The sequence below is a fragment of the Maricaulis sp. genome (genome assembly GCF_039978735.1).
Taxonomy (GTDB): domain Bacteria; phylum Pseudomonadota; class Alphaproteobacteria; order Caulobacterales; family Maricaulaceae; genus Maricaulis.
Map to the genome: position 1 here is coordinate 23,793 of NZ_JBDWAS010000001.1, position 26,703 is coordinate 50,495.

A 26,703-nucleotide genomic window follows, 5' to 3' on the forward strand; every position below is an offset into this window, starting at 1 on the left:
TGGGCGCGGCCGACCATAACCACGCGGACGGCACCGACGCCATGCACGGTTTCAGTGCCCCGCGGCAATCGCGAGAACCGCTTCGGCGGCCAGGCGCCCGACCGTATGGCTCTCCTCGATAGAGGCCTCGTCGGCAAGCTCGACCGTCAGCCCCGCCACGCCGAAGGTCTGCAGCGCCCAGGCCTTGGACGTGCCGGCATCGGTATTATGCCCCTCGATCCAGTCCGGTTGCGGGTCGAGCGCGGCTTCGAAGCGCGCCGCCATCTCGGCCATCAGTGCGTCGCCGCGTGCAGCAATGCCGGCAGGCGGATTGTAGACCAGGGTGCGGCGGGTGGAGTGGAAATCGAGGAAGACATCGACATCGCGGCCCTCGGCCTCCCGGCGGATCAGCGCCTGCAGCGCGGCGATTTCGGGCTGGTCGGCCTCGAACCAGTCGCGATTGAGATCCATACCGCCGGAATTCAGGCGCCAGTGGCCGTTCGCCATGCCGTCAGGATTGGCCAGCGGCACCAGTACCAGGCGATAGCCGGCCAGCGCACCGCCATCATGGGCCTCGCCGATCGCTGTTGCAAAAGCCTCGAAGGCGCGGCCGCCGGAATATTCCGGCGGATGCTGGCGGGTCAGCGCGACCAACAGGCGGCCGGCATCGGCGGGTCCGGCGACGAGGGCCTCCAGCGGCCGGCCTTCAAGCGAGCGGCCGTATTCGATTGCGGTGAAACCATGCGCATCGGCGAAGGCCGCGGACCAACCGGCCACATCGGCGGGCGTATAAGTGGGCTGGGCGGAAATCCGCGTGCGGCCGGCAGGCAGGTCGAGCGTCAGCCGGGCGCGATTGTCCTCCTCAAGGACTTCGACGCGGGCCGGATCGACCATCTGCCAGTCCCCGCCCGGGCGGAGAATGCGCGGTTCGTAGCGGTGGCGATAGCCGCCATAGTCCAGCACGATCTCGATCGTCCCTGCTTCCTCGCGCTCGATATCGAAGGCGAACCAGGGGCTGGGATTGATGCGCGGGGCAATCGCGACTTCCGGATCGGTGCGCACGATGAAGGTACCGTCCGGGCGCACGAGGCAGCGGTGCTGGCCGGCGGTGGAAAAGTCGGCGTGAAGGCTCACCCCGTCGCCCGCGCACAGCGCCGCGGTTTCCGCCTGCGGCAGAGAGGCGCAACCGGTCAGGCCGAGACCGCCGGCCGCAAGGACGGCGAGGAAGGAACGGAGGTGAAGTGTCATGGCGGTCTCCGGCGCTGTCACCGGGTCACGACGCCCCGGCTCTGACGACAGCGGAGCCGAGCCCATTTCGCCTGTCAATCTGGCGTGAACGCCTTTCGCAGCGGCCAGGCTGCGCGCCGACGCAAATTTCAACAGGCATTTCATTGCCGCTTTACCGACGCATGCCCATAATTGGCGCATGTCCGGCGCCTATGACTACAAACCGCGGTTCAAGGATATCCGCATCAAACCGCCCCGGGACGAGCCGGCGCCGGAAGAGCGCGTGTGCGAATGGCCCGGTTGCCGCAAGCACGGCGACAGCCGCGCGCCCAAGTCGACGGACCGGCTGAACGAGTTCTACTGGTTCTGCCAGACGCACGCTTCGGAATACAACAAGTCCTGGAATTTCTTCGAGGGCATGAGCGAACACGCCGCCCAGTCCTTCCGGGAAAGCGCCGCCTATGGCCACCGCCCGACCTGGAGCTGGCGCAATACGCATTCGGCAAGCTCGAAGGCCCAGCGCGCCAGCCGCGACTTTGCCGACGGTTTCAACGACCCGTTCGGCATGTTCGGCGACCGCCGCGATCCGCACAAGGAAGCCCCGCGCGAGAAATCGATGGGCCGTCTCCAGTCCAAGGCGCTGGAGACGATGGGGCTGGAGGCCGATGTCGAACCGGCCAAGGTGCGGCGGCGCTATGCCGAGCTGGTGAAACGCTTCCACCCGGATGCCAATGGCGGCGACCGCTCGAGCGAGGAACAGCTGGGCCGCGTGATCGCCGCCTACCAGATCCTCAAGAATGCGGGCATGGCCTGAGCCACAACGCTCAAGCTGCGCAATCCTTGTTTGCCTCTGATCCAGAAAACAGCCTCAAATAGCCGCAAATCGGATCAAAGCACTCATGCTAATCTATTATTATACTTGTTTCAAAAAGGGACCGTTGACTACTAAAATAGTAAATCATTGATTTTTTTGGAGTTTTTCTATAAATACTTCGGAAACCAAGCACCGAATATTTGCCCTCTATTCGGCCATTAACTTTCTGTTCACAGGTGCAGCGCGAAATCGACTCAAATTCGAATAAAAGAATTCTCGCCAACAAGCCTCCCAGGCTCAACACGAGATAGCGACGGGACATCGCCATGCTGCACCTGATGAATTCGGGCAAGAGCCAGATTGCCGACAAATACAACGCCATCGCCCGCTCCCAGGCCGTGATCGAGTTCACGCCGGACGGCAAGATCCTGACCGCCAACCGCAACTTCCTCGACGCCCTGGGTTATGAACTGGACGAGATCGTCGGTCAGAACCACGCCCTGTTCGTCGAACCCGAATATGCCGCCACACCCGAATACCGGCAGTTCTGGGACGCGCTGCGGGCCGGCCAGTTCCAGGCCGCCGAGTACAAGCGGATCGGCAAGGGCGGCCGCCCCGTCTGGATCCAGGCGAGCTATAATCCGGTGAAGGATGCATCGGGCCGCACCTATCGCGTGGTGAAGTTCGCGACCGACGTCACCCAGCGCAAGCTGGCCAATGCCGATGTCAACGGCAAGCTGGCGGCACTGGACAAGTCGCAGGCGATCATCGAGTTCGAACTCGACGGCACGATCCTCAAGGCCAATGAAAACTTCCTGAAAACGATGGGCTACACGCTCGACGAAGTGCGCGGCCAGCACCACCGGCTGTTCGTTGCGAAGGACGAGCGCGACGCACCGGCCTACAAGGAGTTCTGGGCAAAACTGGCCCGAGGCGAATTCCAGTCGGCCGAGTTCCGCCGGATCGCCAAGGACGGTCATGATGTCTGGATCCAGGCCAGCTACAACCCGATCCTCGACATGGATGGCAAGCCGTTCAAGGTCGTGAAGTTCGCGACCGACATCACCGCCGAGGTGAGCGAGCGGCATCGCCGCGCCGATGCCCAGCGCTCGATTGCAGCCGATCTGCAGAAAATCTCCCGGTCCGCCTCGAACACCTCCTCGCAGACCGCCAGCGTGGCCGCGGCCGCACAGCAGGCCTCGACCGGGGTGCAATCGATCGCTTCGGGGGCGGAGGAACTGTCCGCGTCGGCCGCCGAGATCAGCCAGCAGATGTCGCGTGCATCCCAGGTCAGCCGGGAAGCCGTGGAGCAGGCCGACAAGACCGACGCCACGGTCCGCACGCTCTCCGACGCCGCCCAACGCATCGGCGAGATCGTCAACCTGATCACCGCCATCGCCGAACAGACCAATCTGCTTGCGCTCAATGCGACCATCGAGGCGGCCCGCGCCGGTGAAGCCGGCAAGGGGTTCGCCGTCGTTGCATCCGAAGTGAAGGGCCTGGCCAACCAGGCGTCCGCGGCGACCGGGGAAATCTCGGCGCAGGTCTCCGAAGTCCAGGGCGCAACGCAACGCGCCGCCGATGCCATCTCCTTGATCCGCAACACGATCTCGGAAGTCGAGAGCATGTCGACGGCTGTTGCCGCCGCCGTCGAGGAACAGACATCGGTGACATCCGACATGTCCCGCAACATGCAGGACGTCGCCCAGGGCGTGACGGACATCTCGAAGGCGATCCAGGAAATCGACGCCGCCACGCGCGACGTGGAAAGCTCCACCCGCAGCGTCGAGGAACTCGCCCGCCAGATCGCCTGACCCTGTTAACCGCGCACATCGGACAGCCGGGGCGTTTTGCCGCCCCGGCTGTGTTCGCCGCATTGACTTGAAGCCGGTGCGGCCTTGCAATACCTGTCGATATCAAATCCAGGCGTCAGGCATCTCCTGCCCCAAGGCGCGCAACGATAAAGACCGGTTCGATGAGCGAAGACTTCCCCCTGGCTGCCCCCGATACGACCGCTGACACAAAGGCCCTGTTCGGCTTCGATGCCGGCTTTGAAGTGCCGATGTTCTCCAGGGCGGACGAACACACGCCCAAGATCGATCCGGACTATGTCTTCGATCCGGCGACCACGCGGTCCATCCTGGCGGGCTTTGCCTTCAATCGCCGCGTGATGATCCAAGGCTATCACGGCACCGGCAAGTCGACCCATATCGAGCAGGTCGCCGCGCGGCTGAACTGGCCGATGGTCCGGGTCAATCTCGACAGTCATGTCAGCCGGATCGACATGGTGGGCAAGGACGCCATCGTGCTGCGCGACGGCAAACAGATCACCGAATTCCAGGAAGGCATCCTGCCCTGGGCCCTGCAGCGCCCGGTCGCGCTCCTGTTCGACGAGTACGATGCCGGCCGCCCGGACGTGATGTTCGTGATCCAGCGCGTACTGGAGGCCTCGGGCTCGCTGACCCTGCTCGATCAGACCAAGGTGATCCGTCCGCATCCCTTCTTCCGCCTCTTCGCCACGACCAACACGATCGGCCTGGGCGACACGACCGGCCTCTATCACGGCACCCAGCAGATCAACCAGGGCCAGATGGACCGCTGGTCCATCGTCTCGACGCTGAACTACCTGCCGCGCGAGACCGAGAACGCCATCGTGCTGGCCAAGATGAAAAAGCTCTCCGCAAGCGAGGACGGCAAGAAGATGGTCGCCGACATGGTGAAGGTTGCCGACCTCACCCGCGACGCCTTCATCAATGGCGATATCTCCACGGTGATGAGCCCGCGGACCGTGCTGACCTGGGCGGAGAATTACGAGATCTTCGGCGATCTGGGCGCCGCCTTCCGCCTGACCTTCCTGAACAAGTGCGACGAGCTGGAACGTCCGACCATCGCGGAATTCTACCAGCGCGTCTTCGGCGAGGACTTGCCGGAAGCACCGATCAAGGCGGAAAGCTCGGCAGCCTGACACCGCAAGTCACTGACGGTTTTGTTGACCCCCGGCGCACGCCGGGGGCACGGTGCCCGCGATTGATCACAATGGCGGGGAGCCAGGCATGACGTTAAGCGATCTCTTGCTGCCGACCTACCGGCAGATGCTCACCGCGCTGGCGGCCTGGCTGCGCAAGGCCGAGGAGCAGACCGGCAATGCCGACGCCCTGCTGGCGGCGCGCCTCGCCCCGGACATGTTCCCCCTGTCGACCCAGATCCGCTTTGCCTGCCTGCAAGTCCATGAGGGCGGCCGCCGGCTTCGCCACGAGCCCTTCCCCGACGCGATGGACACCTTGCTGAACGAAGGCCGGCAGGGCGGCGAAAATCCCGGCACGCTGGCCGAGGCTCTCGCGCGGATCGACGAGGCCCTGGCCTATCTCGACAGCCTGCCCGCCGATGCGCTGGATGACAGCGCCGGCCGGCCGCTGGCGCTGGAATTGCCGATGGGTATCGCCTTCGATCTGGACGATGGCGAGCGCTATGCGCGCGACTGGGCCCTGCCGCAATTCTACTTCCACGTCATGACGGCCTACGCGATCCTGCGCCGTGAAGGCGTGGAACTGGGCAAGGCTGACTATGTGGCGCACATGTTTGCCTATCTGCGCCCGGGAACCGCGCCCGCCGGCTGATCCACTGGCAGCTGAACTTCTGGCGGCTGAACATGGCAGCAAAAACCGGCTTGCGCGGCTCCATAGTTCAATTATCGTTGAAATATGGAATCAGAAACCGCCGTCCGCCGCCTCGCCGCCCTGGCCCAGCCCAGCCGCCTTGCCGTCTTCCGCCTGCTGGTGAAAGCCGGGCCCGACGGGATGGCCGCAGGAGAGATCGCCCGCGCACTCGATATCGCGCCCAACACGCTGTCGGCCCAGCTGAACCTGCTGTCGCAGGCCGGCCTCGTCCGCCAGCGCCGCGACGGACGCTCGCTGATCTACAGCGTCGAGTTCGAAACCATGTCGGCACTCCTCCTCTATCTGATGGAGGATTGCTGCCAGGGCCATTCGGAGATCTGCACCCCGGTTGTCGAGGCTGCCGCACGCGGCGCCTGCTGCCCCACACCCCAGGAGTCCCTGTCATGAAACGCCTGCACGTCCATCTCGCCGTCGACGACCTGCAAAAAGCCATCACCTTCTACTCGACCCTGTTCGCCGCCGGTCCGACGACCACCAAGTCCGACTACGCCAAATGGATGCTCGACGATCCGCGGGTCAATTTCGCGATCAGCGCGCGCGGGGGACGTCCGGGCATCCAGCATCTCGGCATCCAGGCGGAAGACAAGACCGAACTCGACGAGGTCTATGAACGCCTCTCGCGCGCCGGTGCCGAGACTCTCGAGGAGGGCGAGACGACCTGCTGCTATGCGCGGTCGGAAAAAAGCTGGGTCGCCGACCCCGTCGGCACCAACTGGGAAGTCTTCCGCACGATGGGCGAAAGCACCGACTACGGTCACGATCTCGGCGAGGCGCCCGAAACGGCGGTCATCGCCAACGCTCCCCACGAAGCCGGAGACGGTGGCTGCTGCACGCCCAGGGCCGCACCGCGGCCTGACGGAAAAGCCTGCTGCGGCTGAGGGAAGCGGGATCGATGAACACGTTCGAACGTTATCTCTCTGTCTGGGTGGCGCTGTGTATCCTGGCGGGGATCGGGCTTGCGCAAATCGTGCCCGGCCTGTTCGCCGCCCTCGCCGCGCTGGAATATGCCAATGTCAATTTTGCCGTAGCGGTGCTGATCTGGGCGATGGTCTGGCCGATGATGATCGCCGTCGATTTCGGCAGTCTGAAACGCGTCGGCGAGCGGCCAAAGGGCCTGGTCATCACCCTGGTGGTGAACTGGCTGATCAAGCCCTTCACCATGGCTTTTCTCGGCGTCGCCTTCTTCAAGCACATCTTTGCCGGACTGATCCCGCCGGCCGAGGCTGACGGCTATATCGCAGGCCTGATCCTGCTGGGCGCCGCGCCGTGCACGGCCATGGTTTTCGTCTGGTCGCAACTCACCCGCGGCGACGCCACCTATACCCTCGCCCAGGTCAGCGTGAACGATGCGATCATGGTGTTCGCCTTCGCCCCGATCGTCGCCCTGCTGCTGGGCGTGACCGATATCGCGGTGCCCTGGGAGACACTGATCCTGTCGGTCGCGCTCTATGTCGTGATCCCGCTGATTGCCGGCATCGCGATGCGTACCCTGCTGGTCCGCCAGGGCGGGGAGGAGGCTGTCGCGCGCTTTACCGGCCGCATCAAGCCGGCCTCGATCCTCGGCCTTTTGGGCACGGTCGTGCTGCTGTTCGGCTTCCAGGGCCATGTCATCCTGGAACGTCCCCTGCTGATCGCCCTGATCGCCGTGCCGATCCTGATCCAGTCCTATGGCATCTTCGCCCTGGCCTATGGCGCCGCCTGGGTCTGGCGCGTACCGCACCCTGTTGCCGCCCCCTGCGCGATGATCGGCACATCGAACTTCTTCGAACTGGCGGTCGCGGTCGCGATCAGCCTGTTCGGCCTCAATTCGGGCGCGGCGCTCGCGACCGTCGTGGGCGTGCTGGTGGAAGTGCCGGTCATGCTGTCGCTGGTGGCCTTTGCCAACCGTACACGCAGCCATTTCCCCGGACCGGAGACACCCGCGCCATGATCGTCATCCATCACAATCCGGACTGCGGCACATCACGCAATGTCGTCGCCATCGTGAAGGCGGCGGGCGAGGACCCGGTCGTGATCGAGTATCTGGAAACCGGCTGGACACGGCCGCAATTGCTCGGCCTGTTCGCAGCCGCCGGCCTGACGCCGCGCCAGGCGCTGCGCGAGACCAAGTCGCCGGCGGCGGAGCTGGGCCTGCTCGAACCCGGCGTGTCCGACACGCAGATCCTGGATGCCATGCTGGAGCATCCCGTTCTGGTGAACCGGCCCATCGTGTGCACGCCGCGCGGCGTACGCCTGTGCCGGCCCAGCCCCGGCGTGCTCGACCTGCTGGAAACCTGGCCTTCAGGCCCGTTCGAACTGGAAGACGGCACGCCCGTGATCGACGCAAGCGGCGCCCGGGTCGATAGCTAGCTGATCCTACTGGAAGAAGCGCAGGATGGTGCGCGGGGCCTCATTGGCGATCGCAAGGGCTTGCAGACCCAGATCCTCGCGCACCATCAACGCCTTGAGCTTGGCTGATTCCCGGCCGAGATCCGCGTCGATGAGATTGCCGATACCGGCATCGGTCACGTCGATCTGCTTGACCAGGAGGGTGCGCTGGATCTCCAGCGTCTTCAGGCTGACGCCCAGGCGCGAGATCGCGGCATTGACGGCGTTCATCGAGGTTTCGAAGTCTGCGACCATGCTTGCGTCCGGCCGGGTGGCGAGACCGCTGGCATCGGTTTGCGGCAGGCTGGCCGGCAGGGTCGAATCGAAAATCCCGCCACCATCGCTCAGATCTTCCGCGGCAATCGCCATCTGGGCGTTGGGGTTCTCCGAAACGAGCACCGAGATATCGGCGGCCCCGGCTTCGAGCAGGTTGATATCGTTGAAGGATGCGTTGGCGACGAGGTGCTGGGCCTGATTACCCAGGGCGACAAAGTCGTTCATCAGGGTGCGCCAGCCCTGTTCGTCGAGCGAAGTGTCGGTGGCGGCGACAAGCTTGCCCTGCATTTCAACCATCAGATCGGAAATGCCTTCAGCGGCGGCGAGCGCCGTTTCCACGACGCCGGTGGCCAGATCCATCGAGGTCAGCGCCTCGCCGCGCGCACCGTTGGACGCGCGCATGCCCTGGGCCAGGGCCCAGATCGCGCCGCCATCGCTCGCGCTGCCAATCTTGAGCCCTGTCGCGATACGGGTGTGCACTTTCACACTGTCCCGTTGCAGCATATCCATATGCTGCAGCGCAGAGTTCACGCTGGCCATGGAATGGACCGAATAGGTCATCCAGCCTTTTGTCTCGCCACCTGTCGGGCCCACTTTTTCCGGGCTCCACCGGACAGGATGCCGTGATGTGGTTATCAACTCCTTTCCGGACTGTTCATGGATTATGCCGCGCCGAGGACGTCATTCGTCGATCAACCCCTTGTGAATTGATCCGGAATCGGCAGGCAGGTCTGATTGCAATATCGGGCGTCAGGAGACCAGTCACATGCGCAACACCCCCGGATGGCGGAAGACCGTCTGCCTTTTCATCGCGACCCTTGCCTTGGTGGCCGGCTCTCCCGCTCACGCATCACCGCTCAGCGAGGCCGAAACCGTGCGCGTCACCATTCCGGCGGGCGATGTCGAACTGGGCGCCACCCTCTACCGGCCGGCCGGCGCGTCCGGCGAGCTGCCAGCCATCGTCACCGCGCACGGCTCGGCAGCGACCACGCGCGACGGTGTCGGCTTCTACACCAATGCTGCGCTGGCCATGGGCTTTGCGGTCCTGTCCTTCGACAAGCGCGGGACGGGCGAATCGACCGGCGAATACGAACGCTTCTCGGTGGAAACGAGCGATCGTGTCTTCCACGACCTCGCCTGGGACGTCGCCCATTCTGTGCAGTGGCTGGCCGGTCAGGACGGTATCGACGAAACGCGGATCGGCCTGTTCGGCGGCAGCCAGGCCGGCTGGATCATGCCCCTGGCAGACAGCCTCCTGCGCGAGAACACCGGAATCGGGATCGGTTTCATCATCATCGGTGAGGGTGTTTCGGTGTCGGCGGGCGCAGAAGCCGCGCACGAAGCCGCATTGATGCAGTCGGTGGGCGCGCGCGACACCATCACCCGCACAGACATGCTGACCGCCGAGGCGGCCGCCATCGCCTTTACGGGCGAGCCGGGCTTCGATCCGGCGCCTGTTCTGGACGACAGTGACACGCCCACGCTCTGGTTCTTCGGACTGAGCGACGGTGTCATCCCCGTCCTGCCCTCGATCGACCTGATCGGGGCGCGCATCGAGAACGGCGAAACGCACCACACCGTCCATATCCTGCCCTTTGGCGACCACAACTTCACAAACACCGTCACGGGCGAGCGCTACGATATCGCGGCGATCTCGCGTGACTGGCTGGTCTCCATCGGCGTGCTGGAATAGCGGTTCAGACCGCGTCCAGCGCCTTGGCGACCTTACGCAGCTGGTTTTCGCCGCCGCCGGGCATGCCTTCGCCGGACGCAACGACCAGCTCCTCGGCATCATGCTGCCAGCGCTCGAGGATTTCCTTCTTCTGTTCGCGCGAGAGGGCGTCGTTGCGCACGACGTCTTCCGGCTCGTCGAACGTGCCTGCCGGGTCCAGAAGGGCTTTTTCGAAATCAACCTTGGTCATGACCGGGCCTCCTTTCAGGTTGCGAAACAACCGGTACTCTTAAAACGCGTGGCGGCCGTGCCGGTTCCGCTGAAATCCCATGCAGGGGGACGCTTTGCCGCCCTCGCAATTTCGTGCGGATGGATTAGGTTGCGCTTATGAGCCAGCCGCCCAGAGACCCGGACGCGTTCAAGCGCGCCCTCGCCATCACCACCCGCGCCATCGCCGGCGACAAGGATCTCGATGTCCGCTATGGCGGCGAGATTGCCGGCCTGTCGGGCGGACGCATTGTGCTGCCCAATCCCGGACCGGAACCGTCGGCTGCTGCTGCAGCAGCCGTGCGCGGCCGCGCCGATGCGCTGGCGCTGCGGCTGGCGCACCATGACGAAGCGGCCCATCTCGGCGCCCTGCCGCCCGGCGCGACGGCGCGCGCGATCTTCCATGCGGCCGAGCAGGCCCGCGTGGAAAGCCTTGGCGCGCGTGACATGCGCGGCATGGCCAACAATCTCGATGCCGCCCTCATCGCCCGCTGCCGGCAGAAGGGCTGGCAGCGCGTCGAGGATCGCCAGGCTGCCCCGATGGAAGAGGCCGTGGCGATGCTGGTCCGCGAGCGGATCACCGGGCGTCCGACCCCGCCGGAAGCCGACGGGCTGATGAAGCTGTGGCGCGACCAGCTGGAAACCGTCGCCGGCAAATCGCTCGACGCCCTGGCGCGCAATGCCGGCGACCAGCAGGCCTTTGCCGATCTCCTGCGCACCGTGATCGAGGATCTCGACCTGGCCGACGAGCTGGGCGGCGATCCGGAACAGTCGGAAAACCAGGACGATGACGATGAGGGCGTCGATCGCGAGCAGCGTACCGGCGAGGACGAGCAGGATGACGGCAAGGACGGCGAACAGCCCGACACGCCGGATGCCTCGGGCACGGCCGGCGACGAGGAAGAGATCAATGCCGAGGGCGAGGACGCCGATACGCGCGTCGACGCCATGGATGATGAAGGCGCCGCCCAGACCGCCATGCGGCCCAACTGGCAGCCCTCCGGCGAGGGCGATGCCAAGGCCTACAAGGTCTTCACCCGCGAATTCGACGAGGTGATCCAGGCCCAGGATCTGTGCGATGCGGACGAGCTGGAGCGGCTCCGCAAATACCTCGACAATGCCCTCAAAGGGCTCGACCAGGTCGTCGGCCGCCTGGCCAACCGCCTGCAGCGCCGCCTGATGGCGCAGCAGGAACGCGCCTGGCAGTTCGACCTCGAGGAAGGCGTGCTGGACGGCTCGCGCCTGGCCCGTGTCATTGCCGACCCCACCCTGCCCCTGTCCTACAAGCAGGAGAGCGATACCGAATTCCGCGACACGATCGTCACCCTGCTGCTGGACAATTCCGGCTCCATGCGCGGCCGGCCGATCATGGTCGCCGCGGCCTGCGCCGACATTCTCGCCCGCACGCTGGAGCGGGTCGGTGTGAAGACGGAGATTCTCGGCTTCACCACCAAGGCCTGGAAGGGCGGCCGCTCGAAGGAGCAATGGCTCGCCGAGGGCAAGCCGCCGCACCCGGGCCGCCTGAACGATCTGCGCCACATCATCTACAAGTCCGCCGACACGCCCTGGCGCCGCGCCCGCACCAATCTGGGCCTGATGATGCGCGAGGGCCTGTTGAAGGAAAATATCGACGGCGAAGCCCTGCTGTGGGCCTGGAAGCGCATGGGCGCCCGGCCGGAACAGCGCCGCATCATGATGGTGATCTCCGACGGCGCACCGGTCGATGACGGCACCCAATCGGCCAATTCCCCGGGCTATCTGGAACGCCATCTGCGCGAGACCATCGCCCTGATCGAGAACCGTTCGGAAGTCGAGCTGCTGGCCATCGGTATCGGCCATGATGTCACACGCTGGTATCGCCGCGCGGTTACCATCAATGACGTCGAACAGCTCGGTGGCGCCATGACCGACCAGCTGGCCGCCCTGTTCGAAGAGGATGGCGGCCCGGGCACGCGTTTCTCCAGCCGGGGAGAAACGGCGACATCGGGCCTGAAGCGCGGCGACTGGGCCTCCCTGGCCGGCGGCCGCTGAGGAGAGACACGGAAATGATGCGTTTCGGTCTTGCTGCGGCGGCTCTCTGTCTGGCGCTGCAGCCGGTATCCCATGCCCAGTCGGTGACGGCGGCCGCCCTGCCACTGGAGGCCGGTCCCGAGGAACAGGCCACGCTGGGCCGGCTGGCCTATCGCGGCGGGCTCGTCCTGGCGTCTGACGATGAACGCTTCGGCGGCCTGTCGGCCCTGGAAGTCTCGGCAGACGGCACACGCCTTCTTGCGCTCTCCGACAGCGCCTGGTGGGTCACCGGCGCGCTGGCCTGGGACGATGCGACGAATACGCTGACCGGCTTCAGCGACCTTTCCATCTCACCCGTACGCGACAGCGATGGCCGTCATTTCGAGGGCCGCTCCGGCGACAGCGAAGGCCTGACCGCGCTGGGCGATGGCCGCTATGCGGTGAGTTTCGAGCGCCAGCACCGCGTGCTGACCTATGCGCTGGGCGAGGACTGGTCGGCCGCCGGCACGGCCCTGCCCGAAACAATGGTTATCCCGGACGCCCTGTCCGGCCTGCCGGACAATCGCGGCCTTGAATCCCTGGCCCTCACAGACGGGGGGTGCCTAGTGATGGGCGTGGAATACCCGACCGATCTCGGACTGGGTCACGCGCTGTGGGCAGGCGACGATACGGGCTGGCAGCGCTACAGCCTGCACTCGCGCCCCTCTTTCGGGCTGACCGGCATGGCCGCACATGACGGCACGATCTACGCCCTGGAGCGCTTCTATTCGCGCGCAGCCGGCAACCGGATCGGCATCATCGCCTTCCCGGTGCCGCAGCCTGGTACGCCGGCCGCGATCACGCCGGACACGCTCGGCCGGATCGACCCGCCCCTGCCCGTCGACAATTTCGAGGGCATCGCCGTGATCGAACGCGGCGGCGAGACCCTGGTCCTGATCATCTCCGACGACAATTTCTCCGACCGCCAGCGCACCCTGCTGATGGCATTTGCGGTGGGGGAGTAGTTCGTCTCGACACCGTGTCATCCCGGCCGGAAGCCCGCGCAGGCGGGTTGCAGCGCCGGGACCCATAAGCACGGCAATCACCCGAAAGCCGGCTCGATATCAGCGACATAGCGAGCTGGAGCGGCAGGAAGCGTATGGGTCCCGGACTTCCGCCCCGCCTTCGCGGGGCATTCATCCGGGATGACAAGATGGGCGGGCGCCGGCCTTTGCCACCTACTCCGGCCGCTCCCAGACAATCTCCCCCTCGACCACGGTCATCATCGGCTCGACCTCGAGGATCTCCGCTTCCGGGATGGTCATGATGTCGGCGGAGAAGACCGTGAAATCGGCCCGCTTGCCGGTCTCGATCGAGCCCAGCTCGTTCTCGCGGAAGGAGGCATAGGCCGGCCAGAGCGTGAAGAGTTTCAGCGCGTCGCTGCGCGACAGGGCTTCCTCGGCATGCCAGTTCTCGCCCTGGAAGCCGGACAGATCGGCGCGTGCCGTGGCGGCATAGTATTCGATCCGCGGATCGCCCTGCTCGACCGGTGCATCCGATCCGCCGGTGAGGTGTGCGCCGGCATCCAGCAGGCTCTGCCAGGCATAGGCGCCCTCCAGCCGGGCATCGCCCAGCCGGTCGGGTGCGAAGTGCAGGTCGCCGATGGCGTGGGAGGGCTGCATGGAGGCGATCACGCCCAGTTCGGCAAAGCGGGGGATATCGTCCGGGTGGACGATCTGGCTGTGCTCATCGCGCCAGCGATGTTCGGCCAGGGCGCGGCCCTCTGCGGGAACCTGGTCCAGCGCCTCGCCCACCCAGTCGAGCAACGAGCGATTACCGCGATCGCCGATGGCGTGGACATTCATCTGGATGCCGTCGCGCAGGGCCTGGGTCATCATGCCCGTCGTCTCGTCGGCTTCCGCGATCCGCAGGCCGGACGTGTCGGGCCGGTCGGAATAGGGCTCCAGCAGCGCCGCACCGCGCGAGCCCAGCGCACCGTCCATATAGAGTTTCACGGCCCGGGTGATGACCCGGCCGTCATCGGCCGTGCGCGGCACCTCGCCGGCCGCCAGATCGGCATAGCCGCCCGGATTAATCGAGATATAGACGCGGATCGGCAGGCGGTCTGCTGCGGCGAGATCCTCGATCATCGCCACATCCGACCAGGGCACCGACATGTCGTGCGCGCCCGTCCAGCCCAGGCTGGCAAGACGGTCTGCGCCTTCGGCATAGGTGTCGGCGCGCTCGGCACCGGACGGCTGGGCGACGAGCGCGTGAGCCGGCCCCATGGCGGTGTCGATCAGCATGCCGGTCGGCTCGCCGGCCTCGTCGAACAGAATCTCCCCGCCTTCCGGCGCCTGCGAATCGCGATCAATGCCAGCGGCTTCCAGTGCCGCAGAATTGACGACCAGCGCATGGCCGTCGGCCCGGACCAGCACGACCGGATTGTCCGGTGACACGGCATCCAGATCGTCCCGCGTGGGGAAACGGCCTTCCGGCCAGTGAGTCTCGATCCAGCCGCGACCGAAGACGACATCGCCCGGCTGGGCCGCGTCGACGGCGCCGGAGACGCGTTCGACCAGCTCGGCGACCGAGCGCACATCATCCAGATTGAGCAGGCGTTCGCGCTGGCCGACGCCGAGCACATGGATATGGCTGTCGGTGAAGCCCGGATACATCGCCGCGCCCTCCAGATCGACAAGGCGCGTGGCCTGTCCGACCCAGATATTGGCGCCGGCCCGCGGTCCGGCGAAAACGATGCGGCCGTCCTGGACAGCAACGGCCTCGACCGTCGGACGCGCATCGTCGGCGGTGTAGATGGGACCGCCGAAGAAGACCATGTCGGCGGCGGGAATACCGCCATCATCCGGTGCCGGTTCAGCCGGGCGGGGCGTGGCCGGCGCCTCGGCGGCGGGCTCGCCGCTGCCGCAGGCTGCCAGTGCCAGAGCGCCGAACGCTGCGGCGATTGCGGAAATCCTGTTTGTCATGACGGCCTCCCCCCGGATCTTCACGTCCGAAAACCGCGAGGAAGCTAGCGGCATGCCGCGCATACGACAACGCCCGCTGCAGGAACAGCGGGCGTTGATCGAATTCGGTCAGGTCCGGAAGCGCTTAGGCTGCCAGAGCCTTCTTCAGGTCGCGCTTGATCTTCAGGGCGCGGTCCGAGAGGCTCTCGTCGCGGGCCTTGAGGAGGAAGGCATCCAGGCCGCCGACATGGTCGACAGACCGCAGCGCCTTCGCAGCGATGCGCAGCTTGAAGTTACGACCCAGCTTTTCCGAAGCCAGCGTGACATCGCACAGGTTCGGCAGGAAACGGCGGCGGGTCTTGTTCTGAGCGTGGGACACATTGTTCCCCGTCATCACGCCCGTGCCGGTCAGTTCGCAGCGACGCGCCATAGTCGCACCTTTCACAAAGAATAATCCGTGCGCACCGATCTTGCGAGCGGCGCGAGAGCGGGCGAGATAACGGAGCGGCGCGACGGCGTCAAGCTTGCACCGTTCATCTTGCAGCCGGTTTTGTTCGGTTATTGCAGTTGATATATCGGGGTCAAGCTGGCGGCGGTGCATAGCCGAGGAGAGTTTCGAGTGAAAAACGCGTGGGTTATCGGAGCCATGGCGCTTGGCCTGACCGGCACCGTGCCGGTCCTTGCGGCCGATGATGCAGCAGATAGCGCGGCAGCTGCCGGCGTGCGGGGCATCACTGTGCAGTATTCCGGTTCGGTCATGATCTTCCAGGTCGCCGATATCGTCGTGAACGGCCAGTTCGCCAATGACGACTACAGCGCCTCGGCGCGGCTGACGACGGCCGGGCTGGCGGCATTGTTCTCCGATGCGGATATCGAGGCGGGCGTGTCCGGCTATCGCTACGGCCCCCGGCTGCAGCCCTGGCGCTACAGCCACTACAATCATGCCAGCTCGAAGAATCGCACGGTCGGCATCGACTTCCCCGACGGGGTGGCGACGCCGAATATCGAACCGCCCTTCGGCAATATGGGTGAACCGCCGGCGACGGCAGAGGAGCGTGCCGGGGCCTCCGACCCGCTTTCCACCCTGCTGGCCATCGGGCTGGGCGCTGCCTCCAGCAGCGATTCGCTGTGTGACGGCCAGCTGCCCGTATTCGACGGCCGGGCGCGCTATAATCTGCGCTTCGAGGATGGCGGTACCGAACGGGTCCGCACCCGGGCCTGGTCGGGCGATGCCCAGATCTGCCACGCCTACTACGAGCCGATCTCGGGCTATGAGGCGGATGAATTCCCCGACGAGGATACCATCTCCCATCCGATCACCTTCTGGATGGCGCCGGTGCATGGCGGCGATCTCTATGTCCCCGTGCGCATCCGGACGAATGCCGGTTTTGGCGGGGTGACGATCACTGCCCGCTCGATCCAGGAAAGCTGATCCTGCATGCCGGGAGCCGGTGAGCAGCCTTGCGCTGCCCCCGGCGTCCGGCCTAAGGAGGGGGCGTCATGTTGGCGCGCAATGACGGTCCCGGCCAGATAACGGCCGCGCTCGGACCGACCAATACCGGAAAGACACACCTCGCCGTCGAGCGGATGCTGGGCCGGTCCTCCGGGATGATCGGTCTGCCCCTGCGCCTGCTCGCACGCGAAGTCTATGATCGGGTGGTGAAAGCCAAGGGCGCGGCCGCCGTCGCGCTGATCACCGGCGAGGAAAAGATCGTGCCGGCCTCGGCGCGCTATTTCATCTGCACCGCCGAAGCCATGCCGGTGGAAAAGCGCGTCGCCTTCGTCGCCATCGACGAGGTGCAGCTGGCCGCTGATCCGGAACGCGGGCACGTCTTCACCGACCGCCTCCTGCGCGCCCGCGGCACCGAAGAGACCATGATCCTCGGCTCGGGCACGATGACCCGGCTGATCCGCGAACTCGTGCCGCGCGCCGATACCGAGCATCGCGAACGCTTCTCCCAGCTGAGCTATTCCGGGCCAGCCAAGCTGACCCGCCTGCCACGCCGCTCGGCCGTGGTCGCCTTCTCGGCCGAGGCGGTCTACGCCATCGCGGAACTCCTGCGCCGCCGGCGCGGCGGGGCTGCGGTCGTGATGGGCGGTCTGTCGCCGCGCACCCGCAACGCCCAGGTCGAGCTCTACCAGTCCGGCGAAGTGGACTTCCTCGTCGCCACCGATGCCATCGGCATGGGGCTGAACATGGATATCGACCATGTCGCCTTTGCCGAGAGCCGCAAGTTCGACGGCCGCCGCCGGCGCCGGCTGACCCCGGCCGAGCTCGGCCAGATCGCCGGCCGGGCCGGCCGTTTCCGGTCCGACGGCACATTCGGCGAGACCGCCGATTGCCGGCCGTTCGAGCCGGATGTCGTCGAGGCCGTGGAGGCCCACAGTTTTGCCCCCGTGGAACGCCTGCGCTGGCGCAATCCCGATCTCGACGAAAGCTCGCTGGACGCGCTGCAATTCTCGCTCGGCAAACCCTCGCGCCACCCGGCGCTGGAGCGGGTCGGCGAAGCGATGGACGAGCGCGCCCTGGGCGTGCTGGCGGCCGATCGCGAAGTGCGTGACCGCGCGACCGGCCGCGACGGGGTGAGCCGGCTATGGGATGCCTGCCGCCTGCCCGATTTCCGCAAGGCAACGCTGGACGCCCATGCCCGGCTGGTGAAGTCGATCTATCTGCACCTGACCGGCCCCGGCAATCGCCTGCCCGACGACTGGCTGGCCGGCCATCTGGAACGGCTGAACAAGACCTCCGGCGATGTCGACGCGCTGGCCTCGCGCCTCGCCTATGTGCGCACCTGGGCCTATGCCGCGCACCGCGCCGACTGGACGCAGGACCCCGATCACTGGCGCGGCCGCACGCGCCAGATCGAGGACGCACTGTCCGACGCCCTGCACGAACGGCTGATGCAGCGCTTCGTCGACCGCCGCACCAGTGCACTGGTGAAAGGCCTGCGCGACGAGCGCGACCTGCTGGCCGGCGTATCGCACACGGGCGAGGTGACGGTAGAGGGTCATTTCGTCGGACGTCTTGACGGACTGACGTTCAGGCCCGATGCAGAAGGCCGCGAGCTGGCCGCCCGCACCCTGAAGTCCGCGGCGCTGAGAGCGTTGCGACCTGAAATCAACCGGCGCCTCGGCGCCCTGGCTAGGACAGACATGACAGACCTGACCTTCACCGATGATGGCCAGATCATCTGGAACGGCGAGACCGTGGCCCAGCTGATCCCCGGCCCCGGCCCGCTGAAACCGGCCATCAAGCTGGTCGGCGGCGACCTGGGAACGACGGAAGCCCAGGCAGCCGCCCAGTCGACGCTGGAAGCCCGCGTGCGCGAACATATCGAGACGGTTCTGGCACCGCTGTTCAAGCTGCGCGAAGCCGGCCAGTCCGACGAGCTGCCCGGCCCGGCCCGCGGCGTCGCCTGGCGCCTGCACGAGGCCGGTGGCGCCCTCGCCCGCCTGACCATCTCCGAGGAGGTGCGCGCCCTGTCCCAGGACGAGCGCCGCGCCCTGCGCGCTGTCGGCGTGCGGATCGGCGAGCACATGGTCTACGTGCCCGAGCTTGTGAAACCCGCCCCGGCGCGGCTGAACGCCCTGCTGCAGGCGATCGCCGCCGGGTCGACCGATATCAGCTGGCTGCCGGCGCCCGGCCTGACCTCGATCGCCAATGATCGCGGCCGCTCGCGTGCCGATTATGCGACCGTCGGTTTCTACCCCTGCGGTCCGCGCGCCGTGCGCTTCGACATGCTCGAACGCCTCGCCGATACGCTGCGCGATGCCCGCGCGGTGGATCAGGAGCCCGGCTTCCCGCTGACCGCCGACATGACGGCGCTGCTGGGCTGTTCGGTGGAGGACCTGCGCGGCACGCTGACCACGCTGGGTTACAAGCGCATCCAGAAGGGCCCCGATCCGGAAAAGGCCGAAGGCGAACGCTGGGACCGGCGCAAGCGGCGTCCCCAGGCCCGCCCGCGGCCTAAGCCGGCTGCCGCGCCCCCGCCGCCCGCCGACAGCCCGTTTGCCGCTCTGGCCGCCCTGAATGTCGCCGGCACGGGTGCCGCGAACGCCCGCAAGCCGGGCCGCAAGCGCAGCCGCAAGGCCTCCAAGCCGTGAGCGAGGCGGGTAGCGGACAGCGGGTGGATGTCTGGCTGTGGCATGCCCGCCTGTTCAAGACCCGCACCCTGGCCACCCGTATCGTGACGAAGGGGCAGATTCGTATCGAGACCGCCGGCACAACGCGCCGGATCACCAAGGCTTCGGCCCTGGTTCGTGAGGGCGACACATTGACGCTCCCCCTGAATAATCAGATTGTCCGGCTCGAAATCCTGGGCCTGGGCGAACGGCGCGGCCCGGCGGCGGAAGCCCGCCTGCTCTATCGCCGGCTCGACGAGGCCGGGGAGCCGGCCGAGCCCGCCGCGTAAATATGCCGATAAACCCGGACCTTAGAGGACCCGGCCATGTTCGAATCCATCAAGCGTCTCTTCACCGCCGATACCGGCGAATCCCATCCCGAACTCGATCCGCATGTTGCGGCGACGGCTCTGCTCGTCGAGGCGGCACTGGCCGACGGCATCTATGCCGACTGCGAGCAGGAGCAGATCCGCGCCATCCTGTCGGCAGCCTTTTCCATGTCCGACGAGAAGGCGGCCCGCGTGCTCGACCAGGCCGAGAGCCTGGCCGAAACTGCGGTCGATCATCACAGCTTCACCAAGGTGGTGAAGGCCTGTCTGGACAAGCAGGAACGCGTCGCGCTGGTGGAACAGCTGTGGCGTGTTGCCCTGGCCGATGGCGAGAAATCGCCCTTCGAGGACGCCTTCATCCGGCGCGTCACGCCCCTGCTCGCCGTCGGCGACCGGGAGCGCGTCTTCGCCCGATCGCGTGCAGAAGCGCACATGCGGCCCCGTTGACAAAACCGCGCCTGCGGCCCATGTCCCGCCGGCATACCTGCCCCGTCCATGAAATCCGGCTGCCATGACCTATATCGTCACTGACGCCTGCGTGCGCTGCAAATACACCGATTGTGTCGAAGTCTGCCCCGTCGACTGCTTCTACGAGGGCGAGAATTTCCTCGTCATCCATCCGGACGAGTGCATCGATTGCGGCGTCTGCGAACCGGAATGCCCGGTCGAGGCGATCAAGCCGGACACCGAGGACGACCCGGACGGCAAGTGGCTGGCCGTGAACTCGAAATTCGCCGAGGTCTGGCCGAACATCACGGTGCGCAAGGATCCGCCCGCCGACGCCGATGCCATGGCCGAGGAAGAGGGCAAGTACGAGAAGTACTTCTCCGAAAAACCCGGATCGGGCGACTAGCCGCGCCGGGTTAACCAAACGCTACCGTTTGGAAAATTCCGTAGTTTGTGATATGTTCCACGGATTGATGGGCAGTGCATGTGGCGCTGCCCGCTTTTCTGTGCGGTGGCTTGCACGCAGGATTAGTCGATCTCGGAGCCGGGTGGGTGCCGGAACAACTTCGGGAGCGATCTGCGTGCTATTGGGTCCCACCGGCAAGGAAGGCCCAACCAGAGAGCATCCATGACGAAAAAAACCGCCAACGACAACAAGTCTTTCAAGCAAGGCGACTTTATCGTGTACCCGGCCCACGGTGTCGGTCAGGTCACGGGCGTTGAGAAGGATACGGTCGCGGGTTTCGACATCGAAGTCTACGTCGTCACGTTCGAACAGGATAAAATGACGCTGCGCGTGCCGACCGCCAAGGCCGACGCGTCGGGCATGCGCCCGCTGTCCAGCGATCGTATCGTGAAGGACGCGATGAAGACGCTGAAGGGCAAGGCCAAGGTGAAGCGCACCATGTGGAGCCGCCGGGCACAGGAATACGAAGCGAAGATCAATTCGGGCGACCTGATCATGATCGCCGAAGTCGTTCGCGACCTGCACCGTGCAGAAGACCAGCCCGAGCAGTCCTACTCCGAACGTCAGCTCTATGAATCCGCGCTCGACCGCATGGTCCGCGAACTGGCTGCCGTCGAGAATATCGAGCACGACAAGGCCCGTGAAATGCTGTCGGTCTCGCTGGCCAAGAAAGCCGCCTGATCCGTCACGCATTGTAACGCCCAGACAGACGCCCGGCTCCGGCCGGGCGTTTTTCTTTATGCATCCGCTGCCGCCGTGCCGCCCCCTGCCTGGCCCGGTGATCCGCTCCGCCCTGCCCGCCGTAAGAGACGGTAAGGAGGATGTGAGGATGCCTGCAACCCGGACTGCCCCCGAGACAACCGCCGCGCCGCGCCAGCGCGATGCCGGCGAACAGCGCTTTGTCAAAACCGCCATGGCGGTACCGCTCCTGTCGCGCGAGGAGGAACAGGACCTCGCCCGCCGCTGGTCCGAGCACCGCGACGAAGCCGCGCTTCACCGCCTCACCGAAGCCCATATGCGCCTTGTCGTGGCCACGGCCGCCCGCTTCCGCCGCTACGGCCTGCCCTTCTCCGACCTGATCCAGGAAGGCAATATCGGCCTGATGAAAGCGGCGGAGCGGTTCGATCCCTCCCGCGATGTCCGTTTCTCCACCTATGTGACCTGGTGGGTCCGCTCCTGCATCCAGGACTATGTGCTGCGCAACTGGTCGATCGTGCGCACCGGCACGACCTCGGCCCAGAAATCCCTCTTCTTCAACCTGCGCCGCATCCGCGCCCGCACGGGCGATGTCGATGGCGGCGGGCTGACGCCGGAGAACCGCCGCCTGATCGCCGAGGAGCTGAAGGTGCGCGAGGAGGATGTGGACATGATGGCCTCGCGCCTGAGCGCCGTCGACCGCTCGCTCAACGCGCCGGTCGGCGAAGAGGACCAGATGCAGTGGCAGGACCTGCTGGTCGATGAGAGCTGTGCACCGGAGGACGAGGTGATGGACCGGACCGACAGCGAACGCCGCAAGGCGTGGCTGGGCCAGGCCATCGACACGCTGAACCCGCGCGAACAGCTGATCATTCGCGAACGGCGCCTCAGCGAGGAAGGCTCGACCCTAGAAATGCTGGGCGACCGCCTCGGTATCTCCAAGGAACGCGTCCGCCAGATCGAGACTGCAGCCCTGGACAAGATCCGCAGGGCTTTGACCGACCGGCATGGCGACCCGGCCACGTGCGGGCTGATCCCGAACTGATCACGGCAAAGCCCGACCCGCGTCGGGCACCGGGTCGCTCTTCGCAGACCCCGAAGCCGAGGCCGGGTCAGTCGACGAGGACTTCGATCCGTTCAGGATGATCGATGCGGATCATCGGACCGTTCTCGTCCTCGATCCAGCCACGCACCCGGATGCGGCGCGTCTCCAGCGCATCGGGGCCCAGACCGGCCTCGATGAAAGCCGGCGCGTCCTCCGCTTCGATCATGATGGTGAAGTCGGTGCGGTAGTCTGCACCGAAATTGAGATAGATGCGGCCGGAGCGCAATTGCGTCGCCTCCAGCACCCGGCCCTCGACCAGCTGCACCGATCCGATGTCCTGCGCCAGCGCGTCCGGATGGGTGTCGCGCACGGCATGGGCCGGGTCCGCCCACAGCCCCCGCCCCTCGGCCCGGGCAAACCCTTCCAGAACAAGCAGGTCGCGCGCGGCCGCCCGGTTATCCGCATGGCTGAGCACGCGGGCCGCCCCTGCTTCGACCAGGCGGGCCTGCAGCCAGGTGTCCGCTCCGTCCGCGTTCCGGACATGCACTTGCGCCAGCGCGCGGCCATAGCGATCACGCTCCTGACCGGCATAGGCAAGACGCACCGCATGACCCGTCGCTTCGGCCTCCAGCAAGGTCCGGCTCAGGGCCTCGTCCGGCGCATCCAGCTCGGCCAGACGCACCTCCAGCGTGCTTTCGCCAGTGTCCACGGTGAGCGTCAATGCGCCAGAAACTTCAGCGACTTGTCCGGTCTCGCCCGGTGTGAAAGGGTCGGCACCGAAGGAGCAGGCCGCCAGGGCCAGTAGAAACAGGAGGGGCATGGTCGCGCGCATCGCTTTCCGGCTTTCCGTTCATTCCATGGTTATACCACCTGTAATTGCATTGCAAGCCCGGCTTTCGCATCGCGTGTTTACCAATCCGTTTACCATCTGGGCGTAATGATCCGGGCAGCCAACAATCAGGGACGCTCCCACGATGAACGCATATGCCTATTCCGACGACGCGATGACCCATCCGGCCGGCGCGTCTGAAAGCAATTCCCGCGCGGTCGCCGAAGCGGTCGGCGAGACGGCCGCCCGCGCCTCGCAGGGCGCCGAGGCAGCCCAGATCGCCCGCGACGCCATGAACCAGGTGGAAGAGTCCAGCCAGGTTCTCGAGCGTCGCGTCGAGGCGCTGACCGACGCGTCCCAGCGCATCAATGCGATCCTGTCGACCATTGAGGCGATCGCCAGCCAGACCAACCTCCTCGCCCTCAACGCGACCATCGAGGCCGCCCGCGCCGGTGAAGCCGGCCGCGGCTTTGCCGTTGTCGCAGGCGAAGTGAAGGCGCTGGCCGGCCAGACCGCCAAGGCCACCGAAGATATCGCCTCGCGCATCGCCGCCCTGGACACCGAAGTGAAGGAAATCCTCGACGGTGTACGCGGTTCCGGCCAGTCGGTCGCCCGCGGCAAGGTCGCCGTCGACCAGATGACCCAGGCGACCCAGGAAGTCGCCCAGCAGCTCAACACGCTGCGCCAGACCATCGGCTAGGCTTTCGCCAGCCGGTGCCACAAAGAAGCGGCGGGCCCGGCTCCGCCGCTTTTTTTGTGAGCGCCGGATTATCTTTAAATTGTTATCGTGATTTGATACAACCCTGACTTACTCGCTGAGAACGGGAGTGAGATATGCAACCGGAATCGAGGATCACCAAGGACGGCCTGACGGAAATCATCGTCGCGTCGGGCAATACCGAAGACGTCATTGTCCGCTCATCGATCGGCTACACGCCGCAATACGTGACCGACGTCTATGGCCGCACAAAACGCGTCACCAAGGACGTCACCTTCGCCAAACTGCTGCGCCGCCTGAAACACGATCTGCCCAAGCACGAGCTCGTCAGTATCGGCACGCCGGTCAATTTCGACATCGCCCCCACCCATCTGACGCGGGTGGAGATGCAGTTCGAGACCGATGAGCAGGTCGAAAAATGCCTCAAGGAGATCGGTGCGTCCGACATGATGATCCGGTCGCGGGTCCAGCCGGCCTGGGACTGGCAATCCCCCATGCTGCACGACCGCCACGTGGTCCTGCATGTCGGCTGGTATGACACCGTCTACTTCATGCAGTTCAAGGATATTTTCCTCGGCGACCTGCATTGCCGCTATTCGGCGAAGTTCAACTTCGACCCGCGCGAGGCGAAGATCACGCATTTCCGCTATGATGCGCAGGGCGATCTTGAGGAAATCGGCGAGTTCAACGCCTCGGAACGAGAGGCGGATGCCATCAAGGAAAAGGTGGAGTTCCTGCGGATATTCCGCGACGGGTCATCGGAAACGACTTGATACGCGCCGGTCTGAGGTGCGACTCTTCGCAACCGTGCTGCCACGCTGACGGCGGCGCGGTTGCCAGGAGACATGCAAGGTGCTCGTCGGAAAGCTCAGGGACGCGCCGCTCGAACCGGTCAGAAGCCGGTCGACGGCAGAGATTTTCACGCTCTACAAGTCTTTGTCGGAACCGGCCGGCATCGGCTCGGTATCCGTGATGTTCGAGACGCTCGCGCCCGGGCACCGCGCGTCCTCACCGCATGTCCACAGTGCCAGGGACGAGTTCTATATCGTTCTGAAAGGGTCCCCGACCGTTCACTCAGGAAGCGAAACCACCATCCTGGCCCCCGGCGACTATGTCGCCTTTCCGGCGGGCCGGGGCGACTTCCACTACCTGCACAACCCGACCGACGCCGAGGTCGAGCTGATCACGATTGCGTCCTGTCCTGACAATGATGTGGTCGAGTACGCACCGGTCGGGCCCGAAACGCAGGCCATTGCGGAATAGCCCCGCACCCCATCCCCGCATCGCAGGCTTCAGCCGTCCGGAAAAACCCGCTAAGACGCCTGTCTGGCGGCCCCGTAGCTCAGCAGGATAGAGCAACGGATTCCTAATCCGTAGGTCGCGCGTTCGAATCGCGCCGGGGTCACCAGAGTCTTTCGATCTCACGGCAGTCCGCTTCGCGGACGCCTCCGATGGGGCGGCCTAGCCGGCCGGCGCGCGGTCGCGCTTTCGGACCGGGACGGTCCGATGGATTTGATCTCGCAGCAGTCCGCTGTACTCGCGCACCCTCTGGCATTCTTCTTGCTCGCCTCGCAGGGGAAATCCCGGGAGGAGACAGCGCGCCATGACCCAATCCATCGCTGCCGAACACGTCGCCAAGTGCAAACGGCTTGATCATCTCGATGTCCTGCGCGGTCTGGCCGTGATCGGTCTGCTGTTCGCGCGCTTCCCGGCGAAGGGCGGATCCATTCTCGCAATCGAACACCCGGACATTCTCGGCTGGTCCATCGGGGAACAGGCGATCTGGTTCCTCAACTCGGTCCTGGTCGACGATGCGATGCGCGGCCTGTTCGCGCTGCTTTTCGGTGTCTCGCTGTGGATGATGACGCGGCCGCGCGAGGGCGTCGCCCTCACCGAGACCTATACGCGCTACCTGGCCCGCACGGCCGGCCTGTTCGCCTTCGGTCTGGTCTTCCACGTGATCCTGCTGGCCGAAGCCTCGGACATCCTGCACGTCTATGCGCTGGCCGGTGTCGTCGCCCTGGCCCTGTCGCGGCTGGATCCGCGCCTTCTTGTGCTGGGCGGCCTGGGCGGGTTCGGCCTGCTCGCGCTGCACGAGTTCACCAATGAGCTCACCACCGCACCGGTGACCGGGGCCAGCCTGGCCGATGCTGCGGCCTATCATGCCGGTTCCTATCTCGATCATGTCGGCCTCTCCCTGGTGCAATTCCAGTCCTGGAGCCTGTCGACGGGCATTGTCTGGAAGTGTCTGGAAGCGGGCAGCTACATGCTGCTGGGCCTGGGCCTGTTCCGTCTGGGCGCCTTCACCGGCTGGTCGGCCGGACGCCTGACGGCCCTGCTTGCCGCGGGCTATGGCATCGGTTTCGCCCTGTGCGGCGGTGTCGCCGCGATGGCGGCGGCCGGCGGGTTCGAGATCGTCGTGAAATCCCATCCGCTGACCACGCTGGGCAAGCCCTTCATCGTGCTGGGCCATGCCGCGCTGATCATGCTGGCCATGCGGGCCCCGGCCCTGCGCCCGGCGCTGATGGCGACGCTGGCGCCGGTCGGCCGCCTGGCCCTGACGCTCTATCTGGGCGGCACGGCAATCGCGCTCTTCGCCTTCACCGGTGCCGGCCTGGCGCTGGGTCCGTTCGACCGCTACGGCATCACGGCCGCAGCCCTGATCGGTACCGTCGCGCTCATCGTCTTCGCCCGGCTGTGGCTGTCGGTGTCGAAACAGGGGCCGCTGGAATGGGCGCTGCGGGTATGGAGCTCGGCCTCGGGCGATCTCGCCTGCCGTCTTCTGCCGAAACCGCGGGCCGTCCAGAACGCCTGACG

General features: G+C 65.8%; 28 protein-coding genes and 1 tRNA gene. 23 read left to right on the forward strand and 6 right to left on the reverse strand.

All coding sequences use genetic code 11. The features are described 5' to 3' along the window. Nucleotides 1-51: 51 nt before the first annotated feature. On the reverse strand, nt 52-1,227 hold the full coding sequence (locus tag ABJO18_RS00135; RefSeq protein WP_348508756.1) for a succinylglutamate desuccinylase/aspartoacylase family protein: 1,176 nt from the start codon (nt 1,225-1,227) through the stop codon (nt 52-54). 178 nt (nt 1,228-1,405) lie between these two features. On the opposite strand from ABJO18_RS00135, the gene ABJO18_RS00140 reads away from it, so the two are divergent. The 8 genes from ABJO18_RS00140 (at nt 1,406) to arsC (ending at nt 8,046) form a co-directional block, all read left to right on the forward strand. Next, nucleotides 1,406-2,020, forward strand: a complete 615-nt coding sequence (locus ABJO18_RS00140; RefSeq protein WP_348508755.1) for a J domain-containing protein — start codon at nt 1,406-1,408, stop codon at nt 2,018-2,020. Between the two features lie 326 nt (nt 2,021-2,346). Continuing rightward, nucleotides 2,347-3,834: a PAS domain-containing methyl-accepting chemotaxis protein gene (locus tag ABJO18_RS00145; RefSeq protein ID WP_348508754.1), complete on the forward strand. Its 1,488-nt coding sequence runs from the start codon at nt 2,347-2,349 to the stop codon at nt 3,832-3,834. 161 nt (nt 3,835-3,995) lie between these two features. Beyond that, nucleotides 3,996-4,985, forward strand: a complete 990-nt coding sequence (gene cobS, locus ABJO18_RS00150; RefSeq protein ID WP_348508753.1) for a cobaltochelatase subunit CobS — start codon at nt 3,996-3,998, stop codon at nt 4,983-4,985. An 88-nt stretch (nt 4,986-5,073) separates the two neighbouring features. Further along, on the forward strand, nt 5,074-5,637 hold the full coding sequence (locus ABJO18_RS00155) for a DUF1993 domain-containing protein (RefSeq protein WP_348508752.1): 564 nt from the start codon (nt 5,074-5,076) through the stop codon (nt 5,635-5,637). Nucleotides 5,638-5,721: 84 nt separating this feature from the next. Beyond that, nucleotides 5,722-6,084 carry a metalloregulator ArsR/SmtB family transcription factor gene (locus tag ABJO18_RS00160; protein WP_291888504.1) on the forward strand — a complete coding sequence of 121 codons (363 nt, stop codon included), beginning with the start codon at nt 5,722-5,724 and terminating at the stop codon, nt 6,082-6,084. Further along, nucleotides 6,081-6,575, forward strand: a complete 495-nt coding sequence (locus ABJO18_RS00165; RefSeq protein ID WP_348508751.1) for an ArsI/CadI family heavy metal resistance metalloenzyme — start codon at nt 6,081-6,083, stop codon at nt 6,573-6,575. Before ABJO18_RS00160 ends, ABJO18_RS00165 begins: the two co-directional genes overlap by 4 nt. 14 nt (nt 6,576-6,589) lie before the next feature. Continuing rightward, nucleotides 6,590-7,627 (forward strand): ACR3 family arsenite efflux transporter, encoded by a 1,038-nt coding sequence (gene arsB, locus ABJO18_RS00170; RefSeq protein WP_348508750.1) that lies wholly within the window; start codon nt 6,590-6,592, stop codon nt 7,625-7,627. Further along, the gene (gene arsC, locus ABJO18_RS00175) at nt 7,624-8,046 is read left to right on the forward strand and encodes an arsenate reductase (glutaredoxin) (RefSeq protein ID WP_348508749.1); all 423 of its coding nucleotides are present in this window, start codon (nt 7,624-7,626) and stop codon (nt 8,044-8,046) included. The genes arsB and arsC overlap by 4 nt, the downstream gene beginning before the upstream one ends. A 6-nt stretch (nt 8,047-8,052) precedes the next feature. Here the strand turns inward: arsC and ABJO18_RS00180 are convergent, their stop codons facing one another. Then, entirely contained in the window at nt 8,053-8,901 is an 849-nt protein-coding gene (locus ABJO18_RS00180) for a flagellin (RefSeq protein ID WP_348508748.1), read from the reverse strand. Between the two features lie 205 nt (nt 8,902-9,106). Here ABJO18_RS00180 and ABJO18_RS00185 point away from each other — a divergent pair, with 205 nt between their 5' ends. Beyond that, a complete protein-coding gene (locus ABJO18_RS00185) occupies nt 9,107-10,033 on the forward strand; it encodes a CocE/NonD family hydrolase (protein WP_348508747.1) in 927 nt (308 codons plus the stop codon). Nucleotides 10,034-10,037: 4 nt separating this feature from the next. On the opposite strand, the gene ABJO18_RS00190 is transcribed toward ABJO18_RS00185, so the two are convergent. Next, nucleotides 10,038-10,262 (reverse strand): hypothetical protein, encoded by a 225-nt coding sequence (locus ABJO18_RS00190; RefSeq protein ID WP_348508746.1) that lies wholly within the window; start codon nt 10,260-10,262, stop codon nt 10,038-10,040. Between the two features lie 137 nt (nt 10,263-10,399). Between ABJO18_RS00190 and cobT the strand changes: the two genes are divergently transcribed. Both cobT and ABJO18_RS00200 read left to right on the forward strand, forming a co-directional pair. Beyond that, a complete protein-coding gene (gene cobT, locus ABJO18_RS00195) occupies nt 10,400-12,310 on the forward strand; it encodes a cobaltochelatase subunit CobT (protein WP_348508745.1) in 1,911 nt (636 codons plus the stop codon). Nucleotides 12,311-12,324: 14 nt separating this feature from the next. Continuing rightward, nucleotides 12,325-13,293 carry an esterase-like activity of phytase family protein gene (locus tag ABJO18_RS00200; protein WP_348508744.1) on the forward strand — a complete coding sequence of 323 codons (969 nt, stop codon included), beginning with the start codon at nt 12,325-12,327 and terminating at the stop codon, nt 13,291-13,293. Nucleotides 13,294-13,506: 213 nt separating this feature from the next. Here ABJO18_RS00200 and ABJO18_RS00205 read toward each other — a convergent pair whose 3' ends face one another. Further along, nucleotides 13,507-15,255: an amidohydrolase gene (locus tag ABJO18_RS00205; RefSeq protein ID WP_348508743.1), complete on the reverse strand. Its 1,749-nt coding sequence runs from the start codon at nt 15,253-15,255 to the stop codon at nt 13,507-13,509. 124 nt (nt 15,256-15,379) lie between these two features. After that, nucleotides 15,380-15,664 carry a 50S ribosomal protein L28 gene (gene rpmB, locus ABJO18_RS00210; RefSeq protein WP_271186427.1) on the reverse strand — a complete coding sequence of 95 codons (285 nt, stop codon included), beginning with the start codon at nt 15,662-15,664 and terminating at the stop codon, nt 15,380-15,382. Nucleotides 15,665-15,853: 189 nt separating this feature from the next. Between rpmB and ABJO18_RS00215 the strand changes: the two genes are divergently transcribed. The 7 genes from ABJO18_RS00215 (at nt 15,854) to ABJO18_RS00245 (ending at nt 22,339) form a co-directional block, all read left to right on the forward strand. Then, nucleotides 15,854-16,666, forward strand: coding sequence for a DUF3108 domain-containing protein (locus ABJO18_RS00215; protein WP_348508742.1), 813 nt, complete (start codon nt 15,854-15,856; stop codon nt 16,664-16,666). Between the two features lie 68 nt (nt 16,667-16,734). Then, a complete protein-coding gene (locus ABJO18_RS00220) occupies nt 16,735-19,338 on the forward strand; it encodes a helicase-related protein (protein WP_348508741.1) in 2,604 nt (867 codons plus the stop codon). After that, on the forward strand, nt 19,335-19,646 hold the full coding sequence (locus ABJO18_RS00225) for an RNA-binding S4 domain-containing protein (protein ID WP_348508740.1): 312 nt from the start codon (nt 19,335-19,337) through the stop codon (nt 19,644-19,646). The genes ABJO18_RS00220 and ABJO18_RS00225 overlap by 4 nt, the downstream gene beginning before the upstream one ends. Nucleotides 19,647-19,682: 36 nt before the next feature. Continuing rightward, nucleotides 19,683-20,132, forward strand: coding sequence for a TerB family tellurite resistance protein (locus ABJO18_RS00230; RefSeq protein ID WP_348508739.1), 450 nt, complete (start codon nt 19,683-19,685; stop codon nt 20,130-20,132). Nucleotides 20,133-20,196: 64 nt separating this feature from the next. Continuing rightward, the gene (gene fdxA, locus ABJO18_RS00235) at nt 20,197-20,538 is read left to right on the forward strand and encodes a ferredoxin FdxA (protein ID WP_348508738.1); all 342 of its coding nucleotides are present in this window, start codon (nt 20,197-20,199) and stop codon (nt 20,536-20,538) included. Nucleotides 20,539-20,760: 222 nt separating this feature from the next. Next, nucleotides 20,761-21,279 carry a CarD family transcriptional regulator gene (locus tag ABJO18_RS00240; RefSeq protein ID WP_271186421.1) on the forward strand — a complete coding sequence of 173 codons (519 nt, stop codon included), beginning with the start codon at nt 20,761-20,763 and terminating at the stop codon, nt 21,277-21,279. Nucleotides 21,280-21,427: 148 nt separating this feature from the next. Further along, nucleotides 21,428-22,339 (forward strand): RNA polymerase factor sigma-32, encoded by a 912-nt coding sequence (locus ABJO18_RS00245; protein WP_348508737.1) that lies wholly within the window; start codon nt 21,428-21,430, stop codon nt 22,337-22,339. Nucleotides 22,340-22,406: 67 nt separating this feature from the next. Here the strand turns inward: ABJO18_RS00245 and ABJO18_RS00250 are convergent, their stop codons facing one another. Continuing rightward, entirely contained in the window at nt 22,407-23,159 is a 753-nt protein-coding gene (locus tag ABJO18_RS00250; RefSeq protein ID WP_348508736.1) for a thermonuclease family protein, read from the reverse strand. Between the two features lie 154 nt (nt 23,160-23,313). Between ABJO18_RS00250 and ABJO18_RS00255 the strand changes: the two genes are divergently transcribed. From ABJO18_RS00255 to ABJO18_RS00275, 5 genes are all read left to right on the forward strand, one after another. Next, entirely contained in the window at nt 23,314-23,868 is a 555-nt protein-coding gene (locus ABJO18_RS00255) for a methyl-accepting chemotaxis protein (RefSeq protein WP_348508735.1), read from the forward strand. Between the two features lie 134 nt (nt 23,869-24,002). After that, on the forward strand, nt 24,003-24,659 hold the full coding sequence (locus tag ABJO18_RS00260; RefSeq protein WP_348508734.1) for a hypothetical protein: 657 nt from the start codon (nt 24,003-24,005) through the stop codon (nt 24,657-24,659). A 79-nt stretch (nt 24,660-24,738) separates the two neighbouring features. Further along, nucleotides 24,739-25,149, forward strand: coding sequence for a cupin domain-containing protein (locus ABJO18_RS00265; protein WP_348508733.1), 411 nt, complete (start codon nt 24,739-24,741; stop codon nt 25,147-25,149). A 68-nt stretch (nt 25,150-25,217) separates the two neighbouring features. Next, nucleotides 25,218-25,294 (forward strand) — tRNA-Arg (locus ABJO18_RS00270). A gap of 195 nt (nt 25,295-25,489) precedes the next feature. After that, nucleotides 25,490-26,701 carry a DUF418 domain-containing protein gene (locus ABJO18_RS00275; RefSeq protein WP_348507105.1) on the forward strand — a complete coding sequence of 404 codons (1,212 nt, stop codon included), beginning with the start codon at nt 25,490-25,492 and terminating at the stop codon, nt 26,699-26,701. The last annotated feature ends 2 nt before the right edge of the window (nt 26,702-26,703 follow it).

Coding starts and splice junctions, on each gene's coding strand:
- ABJO18_RS00160 (WP_291888504.1), top strand. CDS start 5,722: ATGGAATCAGAAACCGCCGTCCGCCGCCTCGCCGCCCTGGCCCAGCCC.
- ABJO18_RS00185 (WP_348508747.1), top strand. CDS start 9,107: ATGCGCAACACCCCCGGATGGCGGAAGACCGTCTGCCTTTTCATCGCG.
- ABJO18_RS00260 (WP_348508734.1), top strand. CDS start 24,003: ATGCAACCGGAATCGAGGATCACCAAGGACGGCCTGACGGAAATCATC.
- ABJO18_RS00240 (WP_271186421.1), top strand. CDS start 20,761: ATGACGAAAAAAACCGCCAACGACAACAAGTCTTTCAAGCAAGGCGAC.
- ABJO18_RS00275 (WP_348507105.1), top strand. CDS start 25,490: ATGACCCAATCCATCGCTGCCGAACACGTCGCCAAGTGCAAACGGCTT.
- fdxA (WP_348508738.1), top strand. CDS start 20,197: ATGACCTATATCGTCACTGACGCCTGCGTGCGCTGCAAATACACCGAT.
- ABJO18_RS00140 (WP_348508755.1), top strand. CDS start 1,406: ATGTCCGGCGCCTATGACTACAAACCGCGGTTCAAGGATATCCGCATC.
- ABJO18_RS00230 (WP_348508739.1), top strand. CDS start 19,683: ATGTTCGAATCCATCAAGCGTCTCTTCACCGCCGATACCGGCGAATCC.
- ABJO18_RS00135 (WP_348508756.1), bottom strand. CDS start 1,227: ATGACACTTCACCTCCGTTCCTTCCTCGCCGTCCTTGCGGCCGGCGGT.
- ABJO18_RS00220 (WP_348508741.1), top strand. CDS start 16,735: ATGTTGGCGCGCAATGACGGTCCCGGCCAGATAACGGCCGCGCTCGGA.
- ABJO18_RS00190 (WP_348508746.1), bottom strand. CDS start 10,262: ATGACCAAGGTTGATTTCGAAAAAGCCCTTCTGGACCCGGCAGGCACG.
- arsC (WP_348508749.1), top strand. CDS start 7,624: ATGATCGTCATCCATCACAATCCGGACTGCGGCACATCACGCAATGTC.
- rpmB (WP_271186427.1), bottom strand. CDS start 15,664: ATGGCGCGTCGCTGCGAACTGACCGGCACGGGCGTGATGACGGGGAAC.
- ABJO18_RS00250 (WP_348508736.1), bottom strand. CDS start 23,159: ATGCCCCTCCTGTTTCTACTGGCCCTGGCGGCCTGCTCCTTCGGTGCC.
- ABJO18_RS00245 (WP_348508737.1), top strand. CDS start 21,428: ATGCCTGCAACCCGGACTGCCCCCGAGACAACCGCCGCGCCGCGCCAG.
- ABJO18_RS00200 (WP_348508744.1), top strand. CDS start 12,325: ATGATGCGTTTCGGTCTTGCTGCGGCGGCTCTCTGTCTGGCGCTGCAG.
- ABJO18_RS00205 (WP_348508743.1), bottom strand. CDS start 15,255: ATGACAAACAGGATTTCCGCAATCGCCGCAGCGTTCGGCGCTCTGGCA.
- ABJO18_RS00155 (WP_348508752.1), top strand. CDS start 5,074: ATGACGTTAAGCGATCTCTTGCTGCCGACCTACCGGCAGATGCTCACC.
- ABJO18_RS00255 (WP_348508735.1), top strand. CDS start 23,314: ATGAACGCATATGCCTATTCCGACGACGCGATGACCCATCCGGCCGGC.
- ABJO18_RS00180 (WP_348508748.1), bottom strand. CDS start 8,901: ATGACCTATTCGGTCCATTCCATGGCCAGCGTGAACTCTGCGCTGCAG.
- arsB (WP_348508750.1), top strand. CDS start 6,590: ATGAACACGTTCGAACGTTATCTCTCTGTCTGGGTGGCGCTGTGTATC.
- cobS (WP_348508753.1), top strand. CDS start 3,996: ATGAGCGAAGACTTCCCCCTGGCTGCCCCCGATACGACCGCTGACACA.
- ABJO18_RS00165 (WP_348508751.1), top strand. CDS start 6,081: ATGAAACGCCTGCACGTCCATCTCGCCGTCGACGACCTGCAAAAAGCC.
- ABJO18_RS00145 (WP_348508754.1), top strand. CDS start 2,347: ATGCTGCACCTGATGAATTCGGGCAAGAGCCAGATTGCCGACAAATAC.
- cobT (WP_348508745.1), top strand. CDS start 10,400: ATGAGCCAGCCGCCCAGAGACCCGGACGCGTTCAAGCGCGCCCTCGCC.